This is a genomic window from Rhodococcoides corynebacterioides, from assembly GCF_019834675.1.
In the GTDB taxonomy this organism is placed as follows: domain Bacteria; phylum Actinomycetota; class Actinomycetes; order Mycobacteriales; family Mycobacteriaceae; genus Rhodococcoides; species Rhodococcoides corynebacterioides_A.
The window spans coordinates 1-24,173 of the sequence record NZ_JABUBU010000025.1 but is presented as its reverse complement, the minus strand read 5'-3'; the positions used below and the strand labels follow the sequence as shown (position 1 = coordinate 24,173).

Here is a 24,173-nt window from a genome sequence, read left to right as displayed (position 1 = left end):
CAGTCAGTGTTGAAGCTTCAACGCAGACTGTACGCGAATCATTCCCCGCGGGTCAGTGGAACCGGTGGTCGGTGATCGGGGTGCGCGGCCCGAACTTCGGCCGCACCGCCATCCCGCTCACCTCGAGGAGCCGCACCGCCCGGTACCGGTGCGGGCGGAGCGGCTCGAGGTACGCCACCATCTCGTCGTCCGTCATCGGGGCGCCGACGAGACTCCACCCGATCACCGCCGCCAGGTGATAGTCGCCGACCGACAGCGCGTCGGCGTCGCCTAGGGCGCGCTGGCACACCTCCGCCGCCGTCCACTCGCCGATGCCGGGGACCAGCCGCAGGCGTCGATACGCATCGTCGTGGGTCATGCCCACGATCGGGGTGAGCTTGTCCGCGACCCGTGCGGCCTCCACGATCGTGCGCGCTCGTTTCGGATCGACGTTGGCGCGGTGGAATTCCCACGACGGAACACGACGCCAGACGTCCGGTGGCGGCGACACCGCCATGCCCGACGGCGCCGGGCCGGGTGCGGGAGCGCCGAAGCGCGTCACCAGGCGACGCCACGACGCGAACGCAGCGACGCCGTGGACCTTCTGTTCGAGGACGGCGGGGACGAGCGCTTCGAACACCTGCCCCGTCCGGCCGAGGTGGAGGTGAGTCAGGCGTCGGGCGGCCTCGACGAGGATGCGGTGTTCGGGTGCGAATCCCGTGGCGTCGTCCAGCATTCCGACCAGACCGGGCAGGGTGTCGACGAACTCCTCGGCGCCGTCGCCCCACACGTCGGCGACGACCTCGGTACGCGACGGTTGGCGGAGTCGGTAGGTCACGGCCCCGCTCGCGAACAACGATGTCCGCCAAATGCTTCCGTCGGGCAGCGTGCGGTGCGTCGGGTCGCTCCGACCCCGTCGATGGGGAGAGAGCGTGTGGCGCAGGCTCAGTGGACGATCCGAGTGCAGGACCCGCCGCAGGGAGGGGGACTCGCTACCGGACACGAACCAGCGCGCGCCCGGTGTTCTCGCCGCCTCGCAGTGCGTCGATCACGCCCTGGACGCCGTCCAACCCCACCTCGGTGGTCACCTCGGCGAGTCGGCTCGGACGCAGATCGTCGGCGAGCCGCGCCCAGAGCGCACGTCGGGCGTCGATCGGCATCTGCACGGAATCGATGCCCAGCAACGCGATTCCCCGCAGGATGAACGGCAGGACGGTAGTCGACAACGTCGGCCCACCCGTCAGTCCGCTCGCCGCGACGGCGCCGCCGTACCGGACGGTGGAGAGCACGTCGGCCAGCGTCGCACCGCCGACGCAGTCGACCGCACCGGCCCACCGCGCCGTGCCGAGCGGACGGGGCTTCGCGTCCGGGTCCGCGGGCAGCCGGCCGACGACCTCGGCGGCCCCCAGGGTGCGCAGCAGATCGTGCGCCGACGTCTTTCCGGTGGACGCGACCACCTCGAAACCCTTGCGCGAGAGCAGGTCCACGGCCACCGTGCCCACGCCGCCGCTCGCGCCGGTCACCACGATGGGTCCGTCATCCGGCCGCACGCCGTGCCGCTCGAGGGCCTGCACACTCATCGCCGCGGTGAAGCCCGCGGTACCGATGGCCGCGGCATCCGCCGTCGTGAGGTCGTCCGGCAGCGGGACCACCCACTCCGCCGGCAGACGCGCGTACTCGGCGTACCCACCGTGGCGGCCGGTGCCGATCTCGTATCCGTGGGCGACGACGCGGGTGCCGACGGCGATGTCGGGCGACTCCGACGCGACCACCGTGCCGGCGAGGTCGATGCCCGGCACGATCGGGTAGTCCCGCACGACGCCACCCTTCGGGGTGACGGCGAGCGCGTCCTTGTAGTTGATCGACGAGTACTCGACGGCCACCGTCACCGTGCCGTCCGGCAGGAACGACGCGTCGACGGTCTCGGCGGCGAGGTCGATGCCGTCGTCGGTCGCGCGGGCGACGAGGGCACGGAAGCTGTCGTTGGGTGCGGTCACACGATCGAGGGTAGGGGAACCCCGGTGCGGGCGACGTCGGCGCGGGAACCGGACCGTGTCGGTGGGTGCGGATACTGTCGCGGACGTGATCATCGTGAGTACGGACGGGTCCTGCCTGAAGAACCCGGGCGGCGCCATCGGCTGGGCCTGGGTCGACCACACCGGACCCAGCGCATCGGGTGGAGCGTCGTCCGGCACCAACCAGATCGCCGAGCTCAGAGCGCTGCTGGAGGCCGTGCTCGCGCACCCGGGCGCGGAGCCGCTGCTCATCGAGGCAGACAGTCAGTACGCCATCAAGTGCGCGTCGGAATGGCTGCCGGGCTGGAAGCGCAAGGGGTGGCGGACGTCCACCGGCACCGCGGTGCGCAATCTCGACCTGGTGCGGGCCATCGATCGCGCGATCACCGAGCGTGAGGGCCCCGTGCGGTTCCGCTGGGTCCGCGGGCACGTGGGCAACGAATACAACGAGATGGCCGACCAGCTCGCCGGTGAGGCCGCGCGGGGAGTCCGCGACGGCACGCTCGAGGAGAGCCCGCCGGCCGGGTCCGCCGTGGCGATGGCCGCGGCGGAACCGGTCACGCTCTTCTGACGGTCACTCCGACCGCGTCGTCTGCTTGTCGTCCTTGTCGCCGGGGGTGACGTCCTCGGGATCCGGCGTGCCCAGTGTCTTGCCCTCGTCGACCACCGCTTCGCTGCGGTCGAGGGTGTCCGGGCCGTCGGTCTCCGCGTGGTGATCGAATTCGCGGATCGCCTCGTCACGTTCGGACTCGGACTGCGCGGTGTCGGCGCCCGTGCCCCGAGTGGCCTCGCGGGGATCGACGCTGGTGGTGTCGACAGGAGTGTTCGCGGCATCGCTCATGACACGGGAATGCCCGGTCGACGGGGTCGTCAACCGGGCATCCGCGTCACAGGTGGATCAGCCTAGGGCGTCGGTGTGAGGGTCACCGAGAAACGCTCCTCGATGTTGTTCGTGAACTCCTGCTGGCACTGCTCGACCTTCGCCTGATCGCTGCCCGCGTTCGACAGGCACTCGGTCAGATCCTGGCCGCCGACCTCCTGGAACAGGCGGAAGCCGAAGAACACCAGCGCGGCGGCCACGACGATACTGAGCACACCGAGCACGATTCCGGCGGTCGCCATCCCCTTGTTGGTGGCTACGAGTTTCTTGACTCGACTTCGCCCGATGAAACCAAGGATCACCGCAACGAAGCCGAGCACGATGCCGCCGAAGATCGTGAACGACGTCAGGAGCGCCAGGATGCCGACCACCAGCGCGGCGATTCCCATGCCGTTCTTCGGACTCGCCGGCGGCTGCTGCTGATAGCCGCCCGCGTACTGCGGGGCGGCCTCGTACTGTCCGCCCTGCGGGCTCTGGCCGTACTGTCCGCCGGGCGGGGGCGGGTACTGCCCGCCTTGCGGGCTCGAGCCGTACTGCCCGGGCGGGGGGTACTGGCCCGAGTCGCGGGGAGTGTCGTCGGGTCCGGGCTGGCCGGGGTAACTGGGACCGGTCATGGGGCTCCTCGGGGTCGAGCCGGGACCCGTGACGTGTCTCGGCTGGTAGTCGCGACTGTAATCGGACACGGGGTACCCCGAGCGCGGGTGTGACCGCACCGTTACCGCGCGGGGAGATTCGGGTACGGGGTAGCGATGAGCACCGTGACGGTCGGCGACGGCACCACCCTGCACTACACCGAGAGCGGGACGGGTCGGCCGCTGATCCTCCTGCACGGCTGGGGATTCAGTGGTGAGTTCTTCGCCGACGTGGTTCCGGGGCTGGCCGAGCACGCTCGCGTGATCGCCGTCGACCTCCGGGCCCACGGCCGGTCGGAGGATCCGGGCCACGGCTACCGGGTGTCGCGGCTCGCCGCGGACCTCCGCGACCTGATCGTCGCCCTCGACCTGGACGACGTCACGGTGCTCGGCTGGTCTCTCGGCTGCCCGGTGATCTGGAGCTACCAGGAGCTGTTCGGGACCGATCGTCTGCGGCAGGCCGTCTACGTCGCGCAGACCCCCAAGCAGTACCGCGCACCGGACTGGACGCTGGCCCACCACTCGATCTTCGACGACGCGACCCTCGCCGCCGTGCAGGGCCGGGTCACCTACGACCGGGCGGCGTTCGACCGCGAGCAGGTCGACGAGATCACCGCGACGGACCTTCCCGACGGCCGAGTGGACGTCCTGGTCGAGGAGATGTCGCGCATGACGTCGTCGGCCCGCAACGCGGTCATGGCCGATCACACGCACCACGACTGGCGCGATCTGCTGCCCGGCCTCACGCTCCCGTCGTTGGTGATCGTCGGTCGCCACGACCGTGCATTCCCCTGGGAGGCAGCACGATTCGTGGCCGACACGTTGCCGAATGCGCAGTTCGAGCTGTTCGAGAACAGCTCCCACGCCGTCTTCCTCGACGAGCCGGAGACGTTCGTGTCCGTGGTCGGACGATTCCTCGCGTCGTGAATCCCGCCTCGACGGCGAGGGTTTGCCCGCGGTCCGCGGCGGACACCCGAGAACCATGAGCCAGGACCTGTACACCGCCACTGTCACCGCCACCGACGGATCCGTCACCTCCAGCGACGACGTGCTGACCCTCGACGTCCACGAGCCCGCCGACCTCGGTGGACCCGGCGGCGCCACCAACCCCGAGCAGCTGATGGCGGCTGCGTTGTCGTCCTGTCTGCTCGAATCCCTGCGCATCGCCGTCGGCACCGTCGGCGGCAGCCTCGACGGCGCGTCGGTCGAGGGAGCGGTGACTCTCGCCGCTGCCGACGGCGCGGGGTACGACGCCACCTACCGCCTCTCGGTCACCCTGCCGGGCGTCGAGAACGCGGGCGACGTCCTCGAGCAAGCGCGCTCGATCTGCCCGTTCCTGAAGTCCGTCACCGGTGTCGACGTTGCGCTGACCAGCTGAGATCGGGGGCGTCGTACGCCCCCAGCGAACAGGGTCCCCACCCGGGAACAGCGTCCTCGTCCGCGAGGTTGAGCCGAGCACGCTGAACCCTGGAGGACCCCATGAGCGAACCCACTCGCTTGCCCGTGCTTTTCCTCGACGACCCCGTGGTGCTGCCCGGCATGGTGGTGCCCGTCGAGTTGGACGACGCCGCCCGCGCTGCCATCGACGCGGCGCGCACGTCGGCGGACGGCAGGCTCCTCGTCGCACCTCGGCTCGACGATCGGTACCCCGCGTACGGCGTGGTGGCGACCATCGTGCAGGTCGGGCGCCTCGCGACCGGCGCGCCGGCGGCGGTGCTCGAGGCCCGCACCCGCGCGCATCTCGGCGCCGGTGTGAGCGGGCCGGGAACCGCTTTGTGGGTCGAGGCGGAGATCGTCGCCGCCGACGAGCCCACCGATGCCGTCCGCGCGTCGGCTGCGGAGTACAAGACGCTCGTGTTGGCACTGTTGCAGCGCCGCGAGGCGTGGCAGGCCATCGATTCGGTGACCAAGCTGACCGACCCGTCGGCGTTGGCCGACACCGCCGGCTACGCGTCGTGGCTGACGGACGTGCAGAAGCGTGAGCTGCTCGAAACCCCGGACGTCGCAACCCGTTTGGCGACGTTGATCCGCTGGACCACCGATCACCTCGCCGAGATGGAGGTGACCGACAAGATCGCCGGCGACGTGCGCGAGGGCATGGAGAAGACGCAGAAGGACTTCCTGCTGCGTCAGCAACTCGCCGCCATCCGCAAGGAGCTGGGCGAGACCGAGCCCGACGGGGCGGACGACTACCGCGCCCGCGTCGAGTCCGCCGACCTGCCGGACGCCGTGCGGTCCGCCGCGCTCCGCGAGGTGGAGCGGCTGGAGCGTTCGAGCGACCAGAGCCCCGAAACCGGCTGGATCCGAACGTGGTTGGACACCGTGCTGGGCCTGCCGTGGGCGACCACCACCGAGGACACCACCGACCTCGTCGCCGCTCGCGTCGTACTCGACGCCGATCACCACGGCTTGGACGACGTGAAGGACCGCATCGTCGAGTACCTCGCCGTGCGCGCTCGTCGTGCGTCGCGCGGCCTGTCCGTCGTCGGTGGACGCGGCTCCGGCGCCGTGATGGTGCTGGCCGGTCCGCCCGGCGTCGGCAAGACCTCGCTCGGTGAATCCGTGGCCCGCGCGTTGGGCCGCCGCTTCGTCCGTGTCGCGCTGGGCGGCGTCCGCGACGAGGCCGAGATCCGCGGCCACCGCCGAACGTACGTGGGCGCCATGCCCGGTCGTCTCGTCCGGGCGATCGCGGAGGCGGGGTCGATGAACCCCGTCGTCCTGCTCGACGAGATCGACAAGGTGGGATCCGACCACCGCGGCGATCCGGCCGCCGCCCTGCTCGAGGTGCTCGATCCGGCGCAGAACCACACCTTCCGCGACCACTACCTCGACCTCGATCTGGACCTGTCGGACGTCGTGTTCCTCGCGACCGCCAACGTGGTCGAGCAGATCCCGGCGGCGCTGATCGACCGCATGGAGTTGGTCACCGTCGACGGCTACACCGAGGACGACAAGGTGGCCATCGCGCGCGACCACCTCCTGCCGCGTCAGCTCGACCGCGCGGCGATGACCGACGACGACGTGCGGTTCACCGAGGCGGCCCTGCGCCGCATCGCCGCCGAGTACACCCGCGAGCCGGGTGTGCGACAGGTCGAACGTCTGGTGGCGAAGACGCTGCGCAAGATCGCCGCGGCGGAGACCGGGCCGATCACCGTCGACGCCGACGACCTGACGGGCTATCTGGGTCGGCCCCGCTTTACTCCGGAGGCGCACGAGCGCACCGAGGTGCCCGGCGTCGCCACGGGACTGGCGGTGACCGGCCTCGGCGGCGACGTCCTCTTCGTGGAGGCGAGCAGCACCGGGACGGAGCCGGGTCTCACGCTCACCGGCCAACTGGGCGACGTGATGAAGGAGTCCGCCCAGATCGCCCTGTCCTACGTGCGGGCGCATGCCGAGCAGCTCGGGGTGGACCCCGCGGCGCTCGACCGCACGATCCACGTGCACGTGCCCGCCGGCGCGGTGCCCAAGGACGGGCCGTCCGCGGGCGTCACGTTGGTCACCGCCCTGGTGTCGATGGCGACGGGACGGCCCGTGCGCTCGGACGTCGGCATGACCGGCGAGGTGTCGCTGAACGGCCGCGTGCTGCCCATCGGCGGGGTGAAGCAGAAGCTGCTCGCCGCGCAGCGGGCGGGACTGAGCACGGTGTTCGTGCCGATCCGCAACGAACCCGATCTGGACGACGTCCCCGCCGACGTCCTGAGCGCCCTCGACGTCCGTCCGATGTCGGACGTGGCGGATATCGTCGCGGCTGCGCTGGAGCCGGTAGCGCGAGCGGCCGAGACCCCGGCGGCGTGAGCGGGTACCCGGTGCGGTCGGACGAGTGGAGGAGCGCGTCGTGAGCATGGAATCGGTGGCGTACAGCCAGATGTATCGCGGCATGCATCAGAACACCGACGCACGCCCGTTCTCCCGTGTCACCCTGCGGCGGATCCTGGTGTTCGCCCGCCCGCTCCGGGGCCTGCTGATCGGGTTCCTGATCCTCAGCGTGGTGTCGGCGGCGCTCGCCGTGGCGACGCCGATCCTCGCGGGGCGGGTGGTCGACGGCATCGTGCGCGGCGTGGAGTTCCGCACGGTGCTGATCCTCGCCGTCGTCATCGCGGCGGTGGCGTTGTTCGACGCCGCGAGCGGCCTGGCCAACCGGTGGTTGTCGTCGCGCATCGGCGAGAACCTCATCCTCGACCTGCGGACCCGGGTGTTCGACCACGTGCAGCGGATGCCGATCGCGTTCTTCACCCGGACTCGCACGGGAGCGCTGGTCTCCCGCCTGAACAACGACGTCATCGGCGCGCAGCGCGCGTTCAGCGGCACGTTGTCCGGCGTGGTCAGCAACCTGGTGACCCTGCTGCTGACGCTGGTCGTCATGATCGGCATCTCGTGGCAGATCACCCTGCTCGCGTTGATCCTGCTGCCGGTCTTCGTGATCCCTGCCCGGCGAATGGGCGCGAAACTCGCGACGCTGCAGCGCGAGGCGGCGGGGCACAACGCGGCGATGTCGACGCAGATGACCGAGCGGTTCTCCGCGCCCGGCGCCACGCTGATCAAGCTGTTCGGGCGCCCCGATCACGAGTCGCAGGAGTTCGCGACGCGGGCCGGCCGGGTGCGGGACATCGGTGTGCGCACCGCGATGGTGCAGACCACCTTCGTCACCGCCCTCACCCTGGTCTCGGCCCTGGCGCTGGCCCTCGTCTACGGGCTGGGCGGCTTCTACGCCCTGCGCGGCACCCTCGACGCCGGGTCGGTGGTCACCATGTCCTTGCTGCTCACGCGTCTCTACGCGCCGTTGACCGCGCTCGCGAGCGCGCGCGTCGACATCATGAGCGCGGTGGTCAGCTTCGAGCGGGTCTTCGAGATCCTCGACCTCGAACCCCTGATCGCCGATGCGCCGGACGCGCGTCCGGTGCCCGACGGGCCGGTCACGGTCGAGTTCGACGACGTCCGGTTCGCCTACCCGTCCGCCGACAAGGTCTCGCTGGCCTCGCTGGAGGACGTCGCCGTCCTCGATTCGCGCGGCGGTGAGGAGGTGCTGCACGGCATCTCGTTCCGGGCCGAGCCCGGGCACATGGTGGCCCTCGTGGGATCGTCGGGCGCGGGGAAGTCGACCATCGCGCAGCTGGTCTCCCGCCTCTACGACGTCGACGGCGGTGCGGTGCGTCTCGCCGGCGTGGACGTCCGCGACCTCACGGCCGAGTCGGTCCGCGCGACGGTGGGCATGGTGACCCAGGACGGGCATCTGTTCCACGAGACCCTGCGGTCCAACCTCACCCTGGCCCGCCCCGAGGCGACCGACGACGACGTCTGGTCCGCCCTGGAGCGCGCGCGGCTCGGCGAGTTGGTGCGGTCGCTGCCGGACGGTCTGGACACCGTCGTCGGGGAGCGGGGCTACCGATTCTCCGGCGGTGAGCGTCAGCGCGTGACCATCGCGCGCCTGCTCCTCGCGCATCCGAGGGTGGTGGTGCTGGACGAGGCCACGGCGTCGCTGGACTCCACGTCGGAAGCCGCGGTGCAGGAGGCACTGGCCGAGGCGCTCGACGGGCGTACGTCCCTGGTCATCGCGCACCGCCTCTCGACCATCCGCGCCGCGGACCAGATCCTGGTGATCGAGGACGGCCGGGTGGTCGAGCGCGGCACGCACGTGGAGCTCCTGGCCACGTCGGGCCGGTACGCCGAGCTCTACCGCACCCAGTTCGACGAGCCCGTCCGCACCTGACCGGTCAGCAGGTGCTGGGTGCGGGCAGGCCGGCGAAGCGATCGACGAGCCACTGCAGCGCCGCGGGCAGGCCCAGGAGCGCCGCCGACAGGTGATCGGGGGTCGGCGTCAGCAGGGTCTGCACCGGCGTGCCGGCTGCGCAGTACCGCGCCGTCGAGTTGTCGATCGCGTCGACGGGGATGAGCCCGTCGGTGGGGCTGTGCCACTCGAAGATCGGGGCACGCGGCACGCCGGGGTACAGCTCCAGGCTGTTCTCCTCGACCACCCGGCGACCCTCGGGATCCTGGAACACGGACCGGTTGGCCGTGATCTCGGCGGCGCTGTGATTGGCCCCGACGGCGAGGATGTCGTTGGTGCAGGAGTTGGCCACCTGGTTCATCATGGCCGTGCCCTGCGGCGTCAGGCTCTCCGACACCGGCATGGTGTCCGGGTACTCGCGTCCCAGACCGATGGCCGCGGCGAGCGCGAGGCCGAAGGTGGGATGCGGGTTGGTCTCCCCGAGCAGGTAGGCCATCTTGATCAGGTTCATCGGCACGCCGCCCTGGGCGCTGCCGACGATGTTCAGCTCGGGGGCGTACGACGGGGCGAGGGCAGCGGCCCAGGCCGTCGCCATGCCGCCGCCGGAGTACCCGGCGATCGCGACCGGGCTGTTGCGCAGCTGCAGCGGGTCGAAGTTCTGGGCGGCGCGGATGCCGTCGAGCGTGATCTGACCACCGAGCTTGGCGGCGCCGTAGGCACTGGTGGGGCCGAGGTGGTCCGGCATCGCGACGGACCATCCGCGCTGGAACACGACGTTGAGCGCGGCGGCGTCGCGGATGACCACGTTGGGGTCCGTCGAGTACAGGGCCTGCGAGGGCGCGCACTTCAGGCCGAGGGCGTTGACGATCTGCTGGTAGGAGAGCAGCGGCCCGTCCGGTGCCTTGTTCACGGGGACGAAGACCGTGGTCACGCCGACGATCGGCTTACCGAGGCTGGACGTGCTGCGGAAGGCCAGCTGCCAGGTGTTCACGCCGACGAAGTTCGGCGGGTTGGGCATCGGCCGCGCCGCGATCACGGTGCCGGGGGCGACCCCGGAGATGTCCCCACCCTCCGAGTAGAACGGATCGGCGTTGGGAATCGGGAACTGCGCCCCGGCCGAGGCCGTGCCGGGTGCCGCGAGCACGACCGCCACGGCCGCCACGGCCCCCACGGCGCTGAGAAACGAACGACGGATTATGCCCACGGTGCTACCACTCCCTACGAACCGACCGTGCGGTTATCGGTGCCGATGATGGCACGTCGGCAATCGAGTGAACGAATTCCCCCGGACAACCGACGCCGACCGCGCCGTTCGGCACGGAAACCGGCACCCCGCTCCGTATCCGAACCGTAACCATGCACGTCGAGTACCGGCAATCGAATGCGCCGGTGTTGTGAGCGGTCCCGGGTGCGGCCGGTCCGCGTCAGGCTTCGCGCACCACGTCGCCGGGGTTCTTGTCCTCGCGAAGCCCACGCCAACTCGGGTGGCGCAGCGACCCGCCGTCCGTCCACTCGAAGAACCGCACCTCGCCGACCAGCGTCGGCTCGGTCCACGTGGCGTCCTTGCGATCGGCGGTCGGCAGCGGACGGTCGAAGGGCGAGTCGTCCCGCACCAGCGGGCGCAACCGGTCGAGCAGATCGGTGCGGGCGCGCTCGGTGAATCCCGTTCCCACCCGGCCCACGTACCGCAGCCCGACGCCGTCGGGCACGCCGAGCAGGAGGGAGCCGATGCTGCCGGCCCGCCCGCCCTTCCCGGCCCGCCACCCGCCGATCACGACCTCCTGCGTCCGCCAGTTCTTCACCTTGATCCACGCGGTGCTGCGCCGGCCGACCTCGTAGACGGAATCGCGGCGCTTGGCGACGATGCCCTCCCAACCCCGTCGTTCGCTCTCCGCCAGCGCGCCCGCCGGGGTGCCGGCCATCAGCGGGGACACCGTCGCCGATTCGAGGCCGGTGAGGAGCAACTCGAGGATGCGGCGTCGGTCGGTGAACTTCTTGCCGGTGAGATCGGTGCCGTCGAGATGGAGGATGTCGAAGCAGATGTACTGGACGTCGTCGGGATGGGCGTCCTGCAGGAGCTCGAAACTGGTGACGCCGTCCTCCCGGTACGCGACGGCTTCCCCGTCGAGCACCACCCGGTGGTCGGCGAGGTCCGCCGCCAACACCGTGATGCCCGCGTAGCGACGGGTGAGGTCCTGCCCCGTGCGGCTCTCGAGCACGGCCTCGCCCCGGTCGAACGTGGCCACCACGCGTACGCCGTCCCACTTGCCCTCGAAGGACCACTGGTCGGCGTCGAGCGCGTCGAGCTCACCGGCGGTCGCGAGCATGGGACGAACCCGGGTGGGCAGCGCCGCGTCGCCCTGCGGGATGCCCGACGCGTTCTTCTTGGTCCGGCGCACCAGCCACTGATCGCCGCCGGTGCGGATCAGGGCGTAGCGGCCGGCCACGCGGTCGCCGGCGAGGGTGACGATGACCTCGTCGTCCCGCCACTTCTCGGTGGTGTACGTGCCGTGGTCCCAGACGGTCACCTCGCCGCCGCCGTACTCGCCCGACGGGATGGTCCCCTCGAACGAGGCGTAGTCGAGCGGATGGTCCTCGGTGTGGACGGCCAGGTGGTTCGAGGACGTGTCGGTGGGCAGGTTCTTCGGCACCGCCCACGAGACCAGGACGCCGTCGCGCTCGAGTCGGAAGTCGTAGTGCAGCCGCCGGGCGTGGTGCTCCTGGATGACGAACGTGGTTGTGCTCCGGTCGGATTCGGGCACCTGCTCGGTGGGAACCGGCTCGGGCGTGCGGGAGGTCGTGCGCTTGCCGCGGTACGGGCCCAGCCGGTCGGAGGTGCCGCCCGGCACCGCGGCGTCGAGGTCGGCGAGCAGGTCGCCGTCGCGGTGCAGCCGGTCGACGACCTCCGTGAACGTCAGTTGCGCCAGACCACCGCCCTCGATCTCCGCCCAGGTCCGCGGGGCGGCCACGGTCGGCCGGCTGCGCCCGCGCAGCGAGTACGGCGCGATGGTGGTCTTCTTGCCGTTGTTCTGACTCCAGTCGAGGAACACCTTGCCCGGCCGCAGCGCCTTGGACATCGACGCCGTGACGAGGTCCGGCATCGTGCCCTCCAGCAGCGTCGCCACGCGTTTGGCGACGGTCGACGCGCCCGCCGAGGTGACCGGCTTCTCCAGCGGCACGTAGAGGTGAATGCCCTTGCTGCCGCTGGTGAGTGGGAATGCGGTCAGTCCGATGTCGGTGACCATCGCCCGCACCGCGCACGCGACCTCCGCGCACGTGTCGAGGTCGACGTCGTCGCCCGGATCGAGGTCGAAGACGATGCGGGTGGCCTTGCCCTGCTCGTCCCGATCGAAGGTCCACTGCGGAACGTGCGCCTCGAGCGCCGCCTGCTGCCCGAGCCACGCGAGGTCCGCCGGGCCGTGGAACACCGGATACACGACGACGCGGTCGGAATGGTGAATCCGCCTGCGATCCAACCACTCCGGGGCCGATGCGGCCAGGTTCTTCTCGAAGAACGCCGGGTGGTCGACGCCGTTGGGCCAGCGCTTGCGGGTGACCGGTCGCCCGGCGAGGTGCGGCAGCATGGCGTCCGCGACGGCGAGGTAGTAGTCGATCACCTCGGCCTTGGTGGTGCCGGTCTCCGGATACAGGACCTTGTCCGGATTGGTGAAGGTCAGCGCGTGCCCACCGATCTCGCGGCGCGTGGACCCGGCGGGTGGCATGCGGTCCAGCCTAGGCGGGCGTGTGCCACCCGACCGTGGGACGGTTGTGGCGAGTCCGCGGTGGGTACAGGTGGACCCGGACCCGGGCCGCCGGGGAACCGGTGCGAGCACGACGACAGGGAGCGAGGGACCGCGTGGCGGGAGTGAACGTGACGGTGGAATCGACGATGACACCGGACGAGGCCTGGGCGCGGGCGTCGGACCTGTCGGGTTTCGACGACTGGATGACCATCTTCGGTGGGTGGCGCAGCCCGATCCCGACGACGCTCCACGAGGGCGTGACGGTCGACTCCCTCATCAAGGTCAAGGGGTTCCGCAACGTCATCACCTGGACCATCGCCGAGTACGACAAGCCGCACGAGATCGCGCTGCTCGGCACCGGGAAGGGCGGCGTCAAGATCGATCTGCGCATGCTGGTGGCGCCGAAGGACGCGGGGTCGACGTTCACCCTCGAGGCGAACTTCCGCGGTGGGCTGCTCAGCGGCCCGATCGGCACCGTCGTGGCCAAGGTGCTCGAATCCGACGTGCGGGACTCGGTGACCAACCTGGCCAAGCTGGGTTAGTCGCCGGCACGCTCGGTGCGCCGCAACCACCAGAGCGCGGCGACGGGCAGGACCACCGGCACGAAGAGGTAGCCGGACCCGAAGTGCGACCAGACCGTCGGCTCCGGGAACTCCTGCGGCGCGGCGTAACTGGCGATCGACACGGCCACGACGCCGACCAGTTCGACCACACACGAGATCGTGGCGATCCGCCGGGAGACCACCGAGGCGCGGGCCAGGCAGACGGTCCCGACGATGTAGACCACGGCGGCGAACGCCGACAGCAGGAAGGCGATCGGGGCCGCGTCGAATCGCGTCGCGATCTGCACGGCGGACCGCGACGTCGCGGCGACGGAGAAGATCGCGTAGAGGGCGATGAGGATGCGACCCGGTCCGGACCGTGTGGTGGCCGCCAGGGTCGCGCGGGTGTCGGCGGTGTGGGCGTCAGGCATGGCCGTTCCAGATCTGGGTCAGTCGCAGCACCATGACCGCGAGCGTGAGGGTGACGACGACGAGGACGGCGGTGCCGCCGCGGCTGCGGTCGCCGAGCGACCACCACATCCCGAGGGGCAGCAGCAGCGCGAGCCCGATCAGGTAGGCGCCGAACGTCACGGCGTGGACCTGGTGATCGGTGACCGCCAGGCTGACGAAGCCGACGACGGCCTGCACGATCACCAGCAGTTCGATGCCGACGAGGAAGCGGAAGAAGACGCGGTCGCTGCGGTGCGCCAGCAGCAACGGCTTGTCGCGGACGATCTTCACCGTCGCCCACCCCGCGGCGACGAGGGGAAGCACGTACAGCGCGACCGTGATGGGTGTGAGCATGGTGAGCCCAGTTTATCGGCGAGCGAAGCCCGCCGACCGCCGCGGTGACGCGAGCCACCGCGACGGTCCACAGTGGGTCAGACGGTGCAGAGCGGACGGATCTCGTTCGAGCCCTCGGTGGTGGGCGAAGTGAGCACCAGGCAGGCGTTGTAGCCGCGGCTCTCGACCACGCGCCGGATCTCCTGCCACTTCTCCGTGCTCACCTGCGGGGAGCGCGAGAGGACGAAGCCCGACGTGCGGAACGGATCGCCGACCAGGGCCCACGAGTAGTCGTCGGCGATGTAGGTGACGATGTAGTTGGTGGGGCCGTCCGGGTTGTCCTGGGTGGGGACGCCGGGGAAGCTCACGTGCAGCTGCGCCTGCGTGACCGGGTCGTTGACGCGGGCGTTGCCGAGGATCTCGTTGCGGCCGCCGTCCCAGCGGGTGCAGGTGTTCTGCACGCGCACGTTCGCCGGGTCGAGCAGCTGGTAGTTGGCCTTGGTGTCCTTCGCGCAGTTCAGGTTGAACGGCTGCGGCACGGCGGCGAGCTGCCACCAGTCGCCGGTGTAGCGCTCGACGTCCAGCTTCTGGATCGGCTGCAGCGGCTCCCACAGCGGCTGGGCGGAGGCGGCGCCGCTGCCGGCCAGGGCGGCTCCGGTGGCGAGGGCGAGAGCAGCGGCGGCTCGGGCGAACGTGCGCTTCATCGGTGAGCTCCTTCGTGAGTGGGTGTCCCTGGATCTTCGGGTTCTGCGGGTTCTTCGGATTCGGGGTCGAGCGCGGTCGGCCACCAGATGCGGGGACCGACCAGCGTGAACAGCGCCGGGATGACGACGGTCCGGACGACGAACGTGTCGAGAAGGATGCCGATGCCGACGATGATGCCCAGCTGGGTGAGCAGGATGAGCGGCAGCACACCGAGCACGGCGAACACGGCGGCGAGCACGATGCCCGCGCTGGTGATGACCGCACCCGTCGAGGCGACCGCGCGCACGATGCCGGTCCGGGTGCCGTGCTGCGGTGTTTCCTCCCGCGCGCGGGTGACCAGGAAGATCGTGTAGTCGACGCCCAGCGCGACGAGGAACAGGAACGCGAACAGCGGCACGTTGTCGCCCAGGGCCGGGAACCCGAACACGGTCTGGCTGGCCCAGCTGCCCACACCGAGCGCGGCGACGGTGCTGAGCACCGTGGTGGCCACCAGGATCAGCGGCGCGGCCACCGAGCGCAGCAGCAGGAACAGGACGGCGAGCACCACGGCGAGGATCACCGGGATGATGACCAGGCGGTCCCGCTGCGCGGCGTCGGCGGTGTCGAGTGCCTCGGCGTCGCTGCCGCCCACGACGGCGTCGGCGTTCGGGACGGCGGAGAGTTCGCCGCGCACGGCCCGGACGGCGTCGAACGCGGCATCGGAGGCCGGTTCGCCGTCCAGGACGACGGCCCATTCGGTGAGCCCGGTGGTCGACGCGGCCGACTCGGTCGCCGAGACCACGCCGGGGGTCGCGTCCAGTGCGTCCTGGACGGCGGGGGCGGCGTCGGTCCGTGCGATGACCACGGTCGGATCGGACTGACCGGCCGGGAAGTGCTCCGCGAGGGTGTCGATGCCGGTCACGGCTTCGGCCTCGACGCGGAACTGCTGGGTCTGCGACAGCCCGACGCTGGTGCCGATCAGCCCGAGCGCGCACACCGCGAGGGCGACGATGGAGACGACGGCCGTGCGGCCGGGGCGGCGGCTCACCCCGGAGGCGATGCGGAAGAAGACGCCCTTGTCGGTCGGTTCGGGATCACCGACGCGGGGGACGAACGGCCAGAACAGCTTTCGCCCGAACAGGGCAAGCAACGGGGGGAGCACGAACAGGACGAAGATCGCGGCGACCACCAGTCCGGCCGCGGCCAGTCCGCCGAGACTCCGTGTGCTGGGCAGGGTGCCGAGCAGCAGGGTCAGCAGCGCGAGCACCACGGTGGCGTTGCTGGCGAGGATCGCCGGGCCGGCGCGGCGCACGGCCAGGCGCAGTGCGACGCGATGGTCGGCCTCGCGCCGCAGTTCCTCGCGGTAGCGGGAGATGAGGAGCAGGGCGTAGTTGGTGCCCGCGCCGAACACCAGCACGCTGGTGATGCCGGACGTACTGCCGTCGAAGGACAGTCCGGTCAGCTCGGCGACGGCCGTGCCGACCGACGACGCCACGCGATCACCGAATCCGATGACGGCCAACGGAATCAGCCACAGGACGGGCGAGCGGTAGGTGACGATCAGCAGCACCGCCACGACCAGGGCGGTGACGCCCAGGAGGACGAAGTTCGCGCCCGAGAACGAGTTCGCGATGTCCGCGCCGAACGCCGGCCCACCCGTCACCTGGAGGACGAGGTCGGCGGGCGCACCGTCGCGGGCGGCGTCGCGCAGCTCGGTCACGGTGTCGGACAGGCCGAGTCCGGTCTCCGCCGTCGACAGCTGCACCGGGGCGATGGCCGCCTGACCGTCGGGCGACGGAATCACCGGTGCTGCCGGGGAATCGGCGTCGAGACCGCGGTCGACGGTGAGCATGCGACCGCGCGCCTCGTCGACGGCCGCGAGGTCCTGCGGGGTGAGCGTACCGCCGTCGGCGCGGGTGGCCACGAGGATGGTCGACGCGACGTCGGCGTCGGGGAACTGCTCGAGCAGCGCGCTCGCGCGGGCCGATTCCGCGTCGGTGGGGACCGAGCTGGGGGAGCTCTCGGCGGCGTCGTTGGCCCCCACGCCGCCGACCAGTCCGATGGCGGCGATGGTGACGATCAGCGCGACGATCCAGGATCGGCGCGAGGAGACCAGAGCGGAGACGCGCCCCCACAGCGACGACGACGGGGACGACGGGGACGACGGGGACGACGAGTCGGCGGGTGCAGATGGTGCGCTCACGGCGTCAACTATCTCAGTTTCTTGATGATTCAGCAACTGAGATACTTCGACGCGAGTAGTCTGACTCCGGTCGAAGGAGTGTCGATGTCAGCCCAGGACGGCAGTCCTACCCCCGAGCGGGCCGAGCTCGAGTCCCGCATCGCGTCGGACGTGCGCGCGATGACCGCCGAGTCCGATCGTCTCGGTCGAGTATTCGGAGCCCAGCACAGCCTGAGCGCCAACGACTTCCGAGCGCTGCTGCACATCATGGTCGCCGACGTCGGCGGTCGGCCCGTGTCGCCGGGTGAGCTCGGCTCCGTCCTCGGGCTGTCCTCGGCCGCCATGACCTACCTGGTCGAGCGCATGATCACGTCCGGCCACATCCGCCGCGAACCGGACACCCGCGATCGACGACGGGTCATCCTGCGGTACGACGAGCCCGGCATGGAGGTGGCCCGCGAGTTCTTCGGCCCGCTCGGCGTGCACGTCCGGACGGCCATGGCCGACCTGCCCGACACCGACCTCGACGCCGCCCACCGCGTGTTCGGCGCCCTCACCGCCGCGATGGCGGCCTACCACCGTGAACTGGCCGGCTGACGCCGGGTGGGCGTCCCGGCTGACGCCGTCTAACGCCCGGCGTGCTCCGCGATGACCGCCTTCACGCGGTCCGCGTCCGCCGGGACCACGTCGAACTTCTGCGGCAGGTCCTCGATGCCCTCGAACGCCGTCGGCCGCTCCGGCTCGCGGCCGAGCGCCTCGCGGACGATGTCGGCGAACTTCGCCGGCAGGGCCGTCTCGAGCACGATCATCGGCACGCCCGCGGTGAGATGGTGCCGCGCGACGGTGACGCCGTCGGCGGTGTGCGGATCGATCGCCACCCCGTAGCGCTCGTGCACGTCGCGGATGGTCTCGACGCGGTTGGCGTGCGTGCTCTTGCCTGAGACGAACCCGAAATCGCCTGCGATGCGGTCGAACTCGGGGGTGCCGGTGAAGTCGAAGCCGCCCTCGGTGTCGAGGCGGGAGAACAGCTCGCCCAGCCGGGCGGCGTCGCGATCGACCAGGTCGTAGAGGAACCGCTCGAAGTTCGAGGCCTTCGAGATGTCCATACTCGGGCTCGACGTGTGGTGGGTCTCGGCGGCCGACCGCGGACGGTAGACGCCGGTGCGGAAGAACTCGTCGAGCACGTCGTTCTCGTTGGTGGCGACGACGAGGCGGTCGATCGGCAGCCCCATGCACCGGGCGATGTGGCCCGCGCAGACGTTGCCGAAGTTGCCCGACGGCACGGAGAACGACACCCGCTGCCCCGGTCCGTCGGTGGCGAGCAACCAGCCGTGCACGTAGTAGACGACCTGCGCGACGACGCGCGCCCAGTTGATCGAGTTCACCGTGCCGATGGCGTGGTGCGCCTTGAACTCCGCGTCGCGCGAGACGGCCTTGACGATGTCCTGGCAGTCGTCGAAGTTGCCTTCGACCGCGAGGTTGACGATGTTCTCGTCCTGCAGGCTGAACATCTGCGCCCGCTGGAAGCTGCTCATCCGGCCGTGCGGGCTCAGCATGACCACGCGGATACCGCGCTTGCCGCGCATCGCGTGCTCGGCGGCGCTGCCGGTGTCCCCCGAGGTCGCGCCGAGGATGTTCAGTTCGGCGTCGTCGCGCGCCAGCGTGTACTCGAAGAGGTTGCCGATCAGCTGCATCGCCATGTCCTTGAAGGCGAGCGTCGGCCCGTTGGACAGGCCCAGGAGGTGCAGCGGCGCGCCCTGCTCCTCGCCGAGGGTGCGCAGCGGGGTGATGAGCGCGGTGTCGTCGCCGGGGCGGCCGTTGCAGTACACGTCGGCGGTGTAGGTCCGCCGGGTGATGTCGCGCAGCGCGTCCTCGGGAATGTCGTCGACGAACTTCCGCAGCACCTCGTAGGCGAGGTCGGCGTAGGCGAGCGATCGCCACGACTCGAGCTCGTCCGTCGTCAGCTGCGGATACTCGGCGGGCAGGTAGAGACCGCCGTCGGGGGCCAGGCCGCCGAGCAGGATGTCCGAGAAGTGCTGGGGCACGTCGTGGCCCCGCGTGGACTGATACTGCATCACTGTCTTCCTGGTCGACGGCCGATCGGTGGGCCCAAACCTACCCGCACGTCCTCCGCTCAGGTCTCGGTGGTGACGACGGGACTCCGACGTCGCCGTACGACACCGGTGATCACGGTGACGACGGCACCGACGGCGAGCACGATCGCCGACGCGAACGGCAGCGCCGTGTCGACCAGGCCGACCAGGAGCACCACCGGGACGGCCAGGGCCGGCCACGGGACCACCATCCGCCACCCGCCCGACGACCAGGCCAGGACCAGGCACACCCCGACGACGAAGAGGGCGACGCCACCGGAGAGCAGCCACCGCCCGATGTCGGTCAGCTCGCCCACCGGATGCAGGACGTACTGCTCGATCCCGACTCCCAGCAACGCCACCCCCAGCGTCAGCGGGAGGTGGCCGTAGATGTACCCGTCGGCGCGTCCGCTCCCGACCGCCCGTTCGTCGTCCTGGATCTCGGTCTTGGCCTCCGCGCCGCCGATGTCGAAGTACATCCACCACACGGCCGCCGCGATGGTGAACCCCAGCGCCGACACGGCGATGGACGGCAGCGCCCAGTGGGTGTCCTTCGTCCCCAGCACGATGGCCGAGATCGATTCGCCCAGCACGAGAATGACGAACAGGCCGAACCGCTCCGGCAAGTGGTCGAGGTGCAGCGGCACGTCCGGACCCCACCGGGTGGCGGCGAACGGAGCCGCCGCCTCCACGGCGATGCCGGCCGCCCACAGGACGTACGTGATCGGGGACGGGGTGAACAGCGACACCGCCCACAGCGCGATGCTCACGGTCGTGGCGGCCAGGTACAGGTCGACGGTGACGCGGACGTCGGGAATGTGCCGTCGGGCGCGCAGGTAGAGCGCGGCGAGGATCACCCGCGTGGCGATGTAGCCGACGCCGAAGGCCACCGTCCCGTCGCCGCCCACCGCGGTGGCCGCGGCGGCGGCCATGACCGCCACCGCGAACGTCGCCGCGAGCTTGAGCAACCGGTAGAGCACGTCGTTCGTGTCGAAGCGGTTGGCGTACAGAGTGCTGGTCACCCACGACCACCACGTGACCGCGAAGAGGCCGACGAACGTCGCGACGCCCCGCCCCGTCACGTCGGCGGTGAGGGCGAGCGCGAGCTGGTGGACCACCAGGACGTACGCCAGGTCGAAGAACAGCTCGAGCCGGGTGGCGGCTCGATCGTCCTCGGTGCGCAGGGTCGGCGGCTCGATCAGCGGCGTGCGCTGATCGGCACCGTCGCGCTCGTCCGACGGGGTGTCCACCGGCCGCGACTCAGCCGGCGATGCGGGACAGCACGCCCCGCGCCACCTGGTCGGGTCGGAACTGCTCGCTGGCGTACGCCGACACCGCGACGACGCCGCCGGTCAGAGCGGGGACGACCCACTGCAACGCGGTCAGCTTCTGCTGCGCGGCGGCCACCTGCGGCGGCGTCGACGCGGTGGGCGTGGTGCCGTCTGCGGCCGGCACCGCGCCCTGCCGGGAGACGGTCTGCCCCAGAACGCGGCTGTACGCGGTGACGGCCAGCGCGGCCGCGGTCAACGAGGTCTTGACGACCGCCATCGTGGCCACGCCGTCCTGGTTCTTCAGCCGGCCGTAGTCGTTCTTCAGCAGCGCCGTCGCGCCGACGAGGTGCACCCCGATCGCGGCGGCGTTGACCGGCGTCCATCGGTCCCACCCCTCGTTGGCGACGGATCCCGTCGAGGAGGCGGTGTCGGCGTTCGCGGCGGCCTTGTTCAGGGCGACCGCGTTCGCGAGCGTGCCACCGAACCACGCGGCGATGCCGACGTCGTGCAGCAGGTGGGCGAGAGTGGCTCGAGCCATGGGGAACTCCTTCGAGGGGGAGCCTCGAACTACCCGTGCGCCGACCGTCGAAACGCCGACCGTCGTGACCCCGTCCGCTTCGGCCCGGGTCGGCCCGGGGTCAGCCCCGGGGTCGATCCGGCGGCGGGCCCGGTTGGCAGTGCGGGCACCACCAGGTACGACGACGTTCGGGGTCGCCGGGCACCTCGGCCACCACGCGGATGGTGGTGCCGCAGCGCAGGCAGGGTTTGCCGGCCCGTCCGGCCACCCAGTGCTGCCGACCGGGTCGGGTGTCGCCGGTGGTCACCTGCATCGCACCGGGCACGGTCGCGGAATGCCGCATGGTCTTCCGGGTCAGGGCGACCAGTCGATCGGCGTCGACATCCGACGCGGGAACCCAGGGGCCGAGGCCGCGGAGGAAGCACAGCTCGTTGGCCCACAGGTTGCCCGGCCCGGCCATGACGCGCTGGTCGAGCAGCACCGCGATCACCGGCCGCGGATCCGCGCGGACGTTCGCCGCGGCGAGTGCGGCGTCGAAGTCGTCGTGCAGTGGATCGGGGCCGAGGTAGGCGAGCGCGCGGGCGGCGTCGGGCGTGGTCATGAGCTGCACGACGGGCAGCGTGATGCCGTACGCGGTCGGCCCGTCGGCGACGCCGAGCTCCACCCGGACGTCGGGGGCGACCCGGCGCGGGAGGCGTCGGCCGGGCCGGGTCACGGTCCACGAGCCGGTCATCTTCAGGTGGGTGTGCAGGGTGAGGCCGTCGTCGAGATCGGTGAGCAGGTGCTTGCCGACGGTGCGATGCCCGAGCACCGTCCGACCCGACAGGTCGGCGGTCGCGTGGGCGGGGACGTTCAGGCGCCCGACGGCGAGTCGCTGCCCGTCGAGGGCGGGCCGGAGCCGACGCGCGAGCGCGAAGACGGTGTCCCCTTCCGGCACGGCTAGGTCCAGTAGAGCAGCTGCGCCGACGGCACCACCCGCTCGAGTTCGGCGGTGAACCACGAGCGCATCTCGGCCATCACGTCCTTCGGGTAGACGTACTTGACCCCGCCGAACTTCGACCGCTTGGCACTGCGCGCGTCCTCGTCCATCTCGAGCTTGGTCGCCGGGTACCAGCCGAGCAGCACGTCCTTGCTCGCGGGCGTGAAGCGGTGCGTGATGATCTCGGCGGTGAGGTCGAGATCGGGGACGTCCGCGACGGCGTCGGCCAGGTCGGCGAGCATCCGTCCGTACTGTTCGCGCCAGCCGGGAATCGGCATGATCGGGGCGATGGTCACGCCCACCGGGTACCCCGCGAGGGCCAGGGTGCGCAGCGCCGCCCACCGCGCGGGCATGCGGGCGGTGCCGCCCTCGAACCGGTGGGCGACGTCGGCGGCATTGACCGAGAACCGCACCCGCGTCCGCCCGCGGTGATCGAGCGTCGCCAGCTCGGTGACGTCGTCGAACTTGGTGGTGAACCGGATCGACGCGTCGTCGCCGAACTCGCCCGCGCCGACGCGCGCGATCGAGGCGGCCAGCGACCCGGTGACCCGCTCGATGCCCAACGGGTCGGTGTAGCAGGACATCTCGAACGTGGTGCCCTCGTGGGCGCGCTCGGCGGTGCCGGACGTGACCGAGCCCCGGCCGACGTGCGTCGCGATCGGCGCGAGCACCTCGTCGAGGTTGGCGTAGACGCGGGTGATCGGCGGCCCCGACAACGAGCCCGCCAGGTAGCAGTACTGGCAGTGCGCGGGGCAGCCCTTGGCCAGGTCGATGCGCCAGTCCGCACTCGGCGGAATCGGTTGGGGCTTGCGGGCACTCGGCGGGGCGACGACGACGGCCAGGGTGGACTTCGCCCGCGCGTACACCTCGCGGTCCGACCCGGCACGCAACCCGGTGATGCGATCGCCCGGCAGCATCGTCACGTCGTCGACGCCCGCGGCCGCGCAGCGCCGCAGGATTTCGGCGGTGTGCGGCAGGTCGGCGGCGGAGGCGGTGACGACGACGTGCTTCGGCGTCCACAGGCGGGTGGGCTCGACGAGGGCGGTCGCGGCGGGAGTCCGGGGAGGAGTCATTGCCTCGGATCAACGCCCGGAGTCGCTCGATCCTTCCCGTGCGCTGCCGTGATCGGGGTGGTGCGCCCGGTTGTGTCGCAGGGCGAACGTGCGCAGTTTGTGGAAGCCGCGGACCCGCAGCGGGCGGAGCGACTTGAGGTAGAACTCGTCGACGTCCGACAGCGCCTCGGCCGTGTGCTCGTCGACCAGCACGGTGCCGGGGTGGGCGTTGCTCGTCAGGCGCGCGGCGATGTTGACCACCGACCCGTACAGGTCGCCGAAGCGGGCCAGCGCGGGCCCGAGGGCGATGCCCACCCGCAGCGCGGGCACGTCGTCGCGGTCCGCGAACGCCTCGTGCAGCCGCAGGGCGATCCGCGCCGCGTCGACCGGGTCGGCGCACTGGAACATCACCTCGTCGCCGACGTTCTTCACCACCGATCCGTGCCCGCGCGCGATGACCTCGCCGGCCACCGACTCGAACTCCTCGAGCAACGACGTCAACTCGTCGACGTCGAGGCGCCGCGTCAGCGAGGTGTAGCCGACCATGTCGGCGAACCCCACCGCCAGGGTGCGGCGGGTGTCCGACGACCCGTCGACGTCCAGCGACCGCCCCGCCACCGCGGCGACGTGACGACGCCACACGTAGTTCTGGAGCATCTCGAGCGCCGGGACGGTGTCCGCGGCCAGTTCCCGCGCGTCGTGGCGGATGCGGTCCGGATCGGTCTCGCCGCCCGCGGCCTCGTCCTCGCGAATGCGCGCGGCGATGTACGAGTTGACCACGCCCACTTGCCATTCCGCGAGCCGGGACATCGACTGACCGAGCGTGCGGGCGACGGCCACCTCCATCGACTGCTCCACGACGTTCCGGTCCACCAGCGTCGTGAGCGCCCGCAGCGCCTCGACGTCGGCGTCGGTGTACATCACCGCGTCCGGGTCCGGAGACACGGGGAAGCCCATGGCGACCCACAGGCGTCGGGCGCGGTCGAGGTCGACGCCGGCGCGTCGGGCGACCTCGTCGCGGGTGTACGACGCGGGGGAGCCGAGGACGGCGTCCTCGACGCGGCGTCGGGTGGCGTCGGCGGGGTCGGGGGTGGGG

General features: G+C 71.1%; 23 protein-coding genes. 7 read left to right on the top strand and 16 right to left on the bottom strand.

From position 1 onward, the window contains the following. Positions 1-52: 52 nt before the first annotated feature. A complete protein-coding gene (locus HQ603_RS16850) occupies positions 53-982 on the bottom strand; it encodes a DNA-3-methyladenine glycosylase family protein (RefSeq protein WP_371831067.1) in 930 nt (309 codons plus the stop codon). Continuing rightward, entirely contained in the window at positions 972-1,976 is a 1,005-nt protein-coding gene (locus HQ603_RS16845) for an oxidoreductase (RefSeq protein ID WP_308126585.1), read from the bottom strand. The genes HQ603_RS16850 and HQ603_RS16845 overlap by 11 nt, the downstream gene beginning before the upstream one ends. 85 nt (positions 1,977-2,061) lie before the next feature. Here HQ603_RS16845 and HQ603_RS16840 point away from each other — a divergent pair, with 85 nt between their 5' ends. Then, a complete protein-coding gene (locus HQ603_RS16840; RefSeq protein WP_222685921.1) occupies positions 2,062-2,565 on the top strand; it encodes a ribonuclease H family protein in 504 nt (167 codons plus the stop codon). A 3-nt stretch (positions 2,566-2,568) separates the two neighbouring features. Here the strand turns inward: HQ603_RS16840 and HQ603_RS16835 are convergent, their stop codons facing one another. Next, the gene (locus tag HQ603_RS16835; RefSeq protein ID WP_222685920.1) at positions 2,569-2,835 is read right to left on the bottom strand and encodes an autophagy-related protein 2; all 267 of its coding nucleotides are present in this window, start codon (positions 2,833-2,835) and stop codon (positions 2,569-2,571) included. 62 nt (positions 2,836-2,897) lie between these two features. Further along, the gene (locus HQ603_RS16830) at positions 2,898-3,488 is read right to left on the bottom strand and encodes a DUF4190 domain-containing protein (RefSeq protein WP_222685919.1); all 591 of its coding nucleotides are present in this window, start codon (positions 3,486-3,488) and stop codon (positions 2,898-2,900) included. Positions 3,489-3,623: 135 nt separating this feature from the next. Between HQ603_RS16830 and HQ603_RS16825 the strand changes: the two genes are divergently transcribed. From HQ603_RS16825 to HQ603_RS16810, 4 genes are all read left to right on the top strand, one after another. Then, positions 3,624-4,433, top strand: a complete 810-nt coding sequence (locus tag HQ603_RS16825; protein ID WP_222685918.1) for an alpha/beta fold hydrolase — start codon at positions 3,624-3,626, stop codon at positions 4,431-4,433. Positions 4,434-4,488: 55 nt separating this feature from the next. Next, positions 4,489-4,884: an OsmC family protein gene (locus tag HQ603_RS16820; protein WP_222685917.1), complete on the top strand. Its 396-nt coding sequence runs from the start codon at positions 4,489-4,491 to the stop codon at positions 4,882-4,884. Between the two features lie 101 nt (positions 4,885-4,985). After that, positions 4,986-7,301 carry an endopeptidase La gene (lon, locus tag HQ603_RS16815; protein ID WP_222685916.1) on the top strand — a complete coding sequence of 772 codons (2,316 nt, stop codon included), beginning with the start codon at positions 4,986-4,988 and terminating at the stop codon, positions 7,299-7,301. 40 nt (positions 7,302-7,341) lie between these two features. Further along, the gene (locus tag HQ603_RS16810) at positions 7,342-9,213 is read left to right on the top strand and encodes an ABC transporter ATP-binding protein (RefSeq protein WP_222685915.1); all 1,872 of its coding nucleotides are present in this window, start codon (positions 7,342-7,344) and stop codon (positions 9,211-9,213) included. Positions 9,214-9,217: 4 nt separating this feature from the next. On the opposite strand, the gene HQ603_RS16805 is transcribed toward HQ603_RS16810, so the two are convergent. Both HQ603_RS16805 and HQ603_RS16800 read right to left on the bottom strand, forming a co-directional pair. After that, complete coding sequence (locus HQ603_RS16805; RefSeq protein ID WP_222685914.1) at positions 9,218-10,435, bottom strand: lipase family protein; 1,218 nt, start codon at positions 10,433-10,435, stop codon at positions 9,218-9,220. A gap of 220 nt (positions 10,436-10,655) precedes the next feature. Continuing rightward, a complete protein-coding gene (locus HQ603_RS16800; RefSeq protein ID WP_222685913.1) occupies positions 10,656-12,953 on the bottom strand; it encodes an ATP-dependent DNA ligase in 2,298 nt (765 codons plus the stop codon). 134 nt (positions 12,954-13,087) lie between these two features. On the opposite strand from HQ603_RS16800, the gene HQ603_RS16795 reads away from it, so the two are divergent. Next, positions 13,088-13,516: a type II toxin-antitoxin system Rv0910 family toxin gene (locus HQ603_RS16795; protein ID WP_222685912.1), complete on the top strand. Its 429-nt coding sequence runs from the start codon at positions 13,088-13,090 to the stop codon at positions 13,514-13,516. Here HQ603_RS16795 and HQ603_RS16790 read toward each other — a convergent pair. From HQ603_RS16790 to HQ603_RS16775, 4 genes are all read right to left on the bottom strand, one after another. Further along, positions 13,513-13,947, bottom strand: a complete 435-nt coding sequence (locus tag HQ603_RS16790; protein WP_222685911.1) for a hypothetical protein — start codon at positions 13,945-13,947, stop codon at positions 13,513-13,515. The two genes, HQ603_RS16795 and HQ603_RS16790, sit on opposite strands and share 4 nt — an antisense overlap. Beyond that, on the bottom strand, positions 13,940-14,320 hold the full coding sequence (locus HQ603_RS16785; RefSeq protein ID WP_222685910.1) for a hypothetical protein: 381 nt from the start codon (positions 14,318-14,320) through the stop codon (positions 13,940-13,942). The genes HQ603_RS16790 and HQ603_RS16785 overlap by 8 nt, the downstream gene beginning before the upstream one ends. Positions 14,321-14,397: 77 nt before the next feature. Next, positions 14,398-15,003, bottom strand: coding sequence for a lipocalin family protein (locus HQ603_RS16780; protein ID WP_222685909.1), 606 nt, complete (start codon positions 15,001-15,003; stop codon positions 14,398-14,400). Continuing rightward, complete coding sequence (locus tag HQ603_RS16775; protein WP_261773989.1) at positions 15,000-17,099, bottom strand: MMPL family transporter; 2,100 nt, start codon at positions 17,097-17,099, stop codon at positions 15,000-15,002. The genes HQ603_RS16780 and HQ603_RS16775 overlap by 4 nt, the downstream gene beginning before the upstream one ends. Before the next feature lie 171 nt (positions 17,100-17,270). Between HQ603_RS16775 and HQ603_RS16770 the strand changes: the two genes are divergently transcribed. Continuing rightward, the gene (locus HQ603_RS16770; RefSeq protein ID WP_222685908.1) at positions 17,271-17,762 is read left to right on the top strand and encodes a MarR family winged helix-turn-helix transcriptional regulator; all 492 of its coding nucleotides are present in this window, start codon (positions 17,271-17,273) and stop codon (positions 17,760-17,762) included. A gap of 29 nt (positions 17,763-17,791) precedes the next feature. On the opposite strand, the gene thrC is transcribed toward HQ603_RS16770, so the two are convergent. The 6 genes from thrC to HQ603_RS16740 form a co-directional block, all read right to left on the bottom strand. Continuing rightward, a complete protein-coding gene (gene thrC / locus HQ603_RS16765) occupies positions 17,792-19,240 on the bottom strand; it encodes a threonine synthase (RefSeq protein ID WP_222685907.1) in 1,449 nt (482 codons plus the stop codon). Positions 19,241-19,299: 59 nt separating this feature from the next. Then, complete coding sequence (locus tag HQ603_RS16760; RefSeq protein WP_222685906.1) at positions 19,300-20,508, bottom strand: low temperature requirement protein A; 1,209 nt, start codon at positions 20,506-20,508, stop codon at positions 19,300-19,302. 10 nt (positions 20,509-20,518) lie between these two features. Then, a complete protein-coding gene (locus HQ603_RS16755) occupies positions 20,519-21,067 on the bottom strand; it encodes a hypothetical protein (protein ID WP_222685905.1) in 549 nt (182 codons plus the stop codon). Positions 21,068-21,167: 100 nt separating this feature from the next. After that, complete coding sequence (locus HQ603_RS16750) at positions 21,168-21,983, bottom strand: DNA-formamidopyrimidine glycosylase family protein (protein WP_222685904.1); 816 nt, start codon at positions 21,981-21,983, stop codon at positions 21,168-21,170. 2 nt (positions 21,984-21,985) lie between these two features. After that, positions 21,986-23,098 (bottom strand): spore photoproduct lyase family protein, encoded by a 1,113-nt coding sequence (locus tag HQ603_RS16745; protein WP_222685903.1) that lies wholly within the window; start codon positions 23,096-23,098, stop codon positions 21,986-21,988. 9 nt (positions 23,099-23,107) lie between these two features. Continuing rightward, positions 23,108-24,173: adenylate/guanylate cyclase domain-containing protein (locus HQ603_RS16740; protein ID WP_222685902.1), on the bottom strand; the 1,066-nt coding region annotated here is incomplete at its 5' end.

Bases quoted from the DNA above. Each gene is read 5' to 3' on its own strand.
- HQ603_RS16835 (WP_222685920.1), bottom strand. From the start codon at position 2,835: ATGAGCGATGCCGCGAACACTCCTGTCGACACCACCAGCGTCGATCCC.
- HQ603_RS16830 (WP_222685919.1), bottom strand. From the start codon at position 3,488: ATGACCGGTCCCAGTTACCCCGGCCAGCCCGGACCCGACGACACTCCC.
- HQ603_RS16825 (WP_222685918.1), top strand. From the start codon at position 3,624: ATGAGCACCGTGACGGTCGGCGACGGCACCACCCTGCACTACACCGAG.
- HQ603_RS16820 (WP_222685917.1), top strand. From the start codon at position 4,489: ATGAGCCAGGACCTGTACACCGCCACTGTCACCGCCACCGACGGATCC.
- lon (WP_222685916.1), top strand. From the start codon at position 4,986: ATGAGCGAACCCACTCGCTTGCCCGTGCTTTTCCTCGACGACCCCGTG.
- HQ603_RS16800 (WP_222685913.1), bottom strand. From the start codon at position 12,953: ATGCCACCCGCCGGGTCCACGCGCCGCGAGATCGGTGGGCACGCGCTG.
- HQ603_RS16790 (WP_222685911.1), bottom strand. From the start codon at position 13,947: ATGCCTGACGCCCACACCGCCGACACCCGCGCGACCCTGGCGGCCACC.
- HQ603_RS16785 (WP_222685910.1), bottom strand. From the start codon at position 14,320: ATGCTCACACCCATCACGGTCGCGCTGTACGTGCTTCCCCTCGTCGCC.
- HQ603_RS16780 (WP_222685909.1), bottom strand. From the start codon at position 15,003: ATGAAGCGCACGTTCGCCCGAGCCGCCGCTGCTCTCGCCCTCGCCACC.
- HQ603_RS16770 (WP_222685908.1), top strand. From the start codon at position 17,271: ATGTCAGCCCAGGACGGCAGTCCTACCCCCGAGCGGGCCGAGCTCGAG.
- thrC (WP_222685907.1), bottom strand. From the start codon at position 19,240: ATGCAGTATCAGTCCACGCGGGGCCACGACGTGCCCCAGCACTTCTCG.
- HQ603_RS16755 (WP_222685905.1), bottom strand. From the start codon at position 21,067: ATGGCTCGAGCCACTCTCGCCCACCTGCTGCACGACGTCGGCATCGCC.
- HQ603_RS16745 (WP_222685903.1), bottom strand. From the start codon at position 23,098: ATGACTCCTCCCCGGACTCCCGCCGCGACCGCCCTCGTCGAGCCCACC.